This is a genomic window from Paraburkholderia piptadeniae, assembly GCF_900007165.1.
GTDB classification, from domain to species: domain Bacteria; phylum Pseudomonadota; class Gammaproteobacteria; order Burkholderiales; family Burkholderiaceae; genus Paraburkholderia; species Paraburkholderia piptadeniae.
Genome location: NZ_CYGY02000040.1, coordinates 184 through 1,634, shown reverse-complemented (window position 1 = coordinate 1,634; position 1,451 = coordinate 184). Strand labels below are relative to the sequence as shown.

At 65.7% G+C, this 1,451-nt stretch carries 1 protein-coding gene; it reads right to left on the bottom strand.

Translation table 11 applies throughout. From position 1 onward, the window contains the following. Nucleotides 1–275: 275 nt before the first annotated feature. Nucleotides 276–1,451: transposase (locus BN2476_RS21615; RefSeq protein ID WP_218274532.1), on the bottom strand; the 1,176-nt coding region annotated here is incomplete at its 5' end.

Genomic DNA, 1,451 nt, shown 5'->3' with positions numbered 1-1,451 from the left:
CACCCGAGCAGTGCTGATGACGGATTCGCGCCGGGGAATCTCGCCCCGGATGTCAGGATGGCACCACTGGCCGGGTTGCCGGGGCCAGTGGTGCGGATCGGGCGCGTGAACGCGCCCCCTCCGACCGGACATGCGCTGCATGCGCCGCTCTCAGGCTCTTCCTCACGCCGGCCCAGTGCGACCACACATGCTTTGCACGATTCCTCACGGGTAGCGCAAAGGTGACGTGGCACCTCCCGCGCGCGGGCACAATGCCGCTGCGCGCTGCCGGGCGTTCAGAAAATCCCAGACCTCTTCGGGCAACCGCACACGCGGCGCCCATGTGTACCGATCCCGTGCCGCTTCGCGTGGTTGACCGCCCCAATCACTGACGTCCACGCCGGGTTGACCTCGATCGTCTCGACGCCGCGACGGAAGCATGCACTGTCCAGGCCCGCCATGATCTGGCCATACGAGAGCGACGAAAGCATGCGCGCGTAGCGCGCGTCGGTCGCCTCGAGCTCCGCCTTCTTCGTTGCGAAGTCCAGTGTCTCATGCACGACAGGCTTGCCGGCCGCGCGGGCGAGTTCCGCAATCGCAACACATGCGTCGCCGATCCGTGCCCGGCTCTGCTCCGTGCGCTTGCCATACGTGACGAGATCGATGCGCCAGCTGCGCATGAGGTTGCCCGATGAATCGACGTCAGCCACGGCGAGATGATCTGCATTGATGTCCACGCCGATTGCACCGCACAGGCGATGGCTCACTCGGTCCGGTGGCGCAACATCGACGCTCGCGAACAGGCGCCATCCCTTACCGTCGCGCAGGAAGCGGTAGCTGGTCGCGGTGCCGGTGCGCTTCCACACAGGCCTGCCGTCCTTTGATGTCGTCTGGATGCGCTGGCTCGACAGGATCGCCTTCACGACGTCCTCATGGCCATAGGCGAAGCGCACACCAGGAATCGTGACGTAACGGCTTTCCGCAGCGAGCACATCCGGGAGCCGCAGCTTTAGCGTGAGCGAACCATTGTCTTCGACGCTGGCCTGGCACGACTGGTTGCCCGCCGTTTCGTCCCTGCTCCCAATCACGAAGAACTGGCTATCGCGCCGCGTGCGCCACTCCTCCCGCCATTGGGCATGGCTTGCATACCCGTTTTGCGCGAGCGAGAACTGCGCACGGAAGAGCCGGCGCGAGCCAAAGCACAGCCGCACGCGACCAGCCTCCTGGTCCGCCTGGATCTGGGCGATCTTCGACTCGAAAATCCCCAGACGTCGCCGCTTCTGGTGCAGCTTCGTACTGCCAGGCGCCTGCTGCTCGAGCCGGGCGATCACGGTGGCGGCCCGTTTGATCCGCTGCGCCAGGGATGCTGCGCGCTCCTTTCTGAGCGCGACGATGCTGTCGACCTTGCCCCGCAGGCCGATGCGCACCGCGTTGAACTGTCGGGCGGTCAGCCCAAAGCGCCCGATAAATTC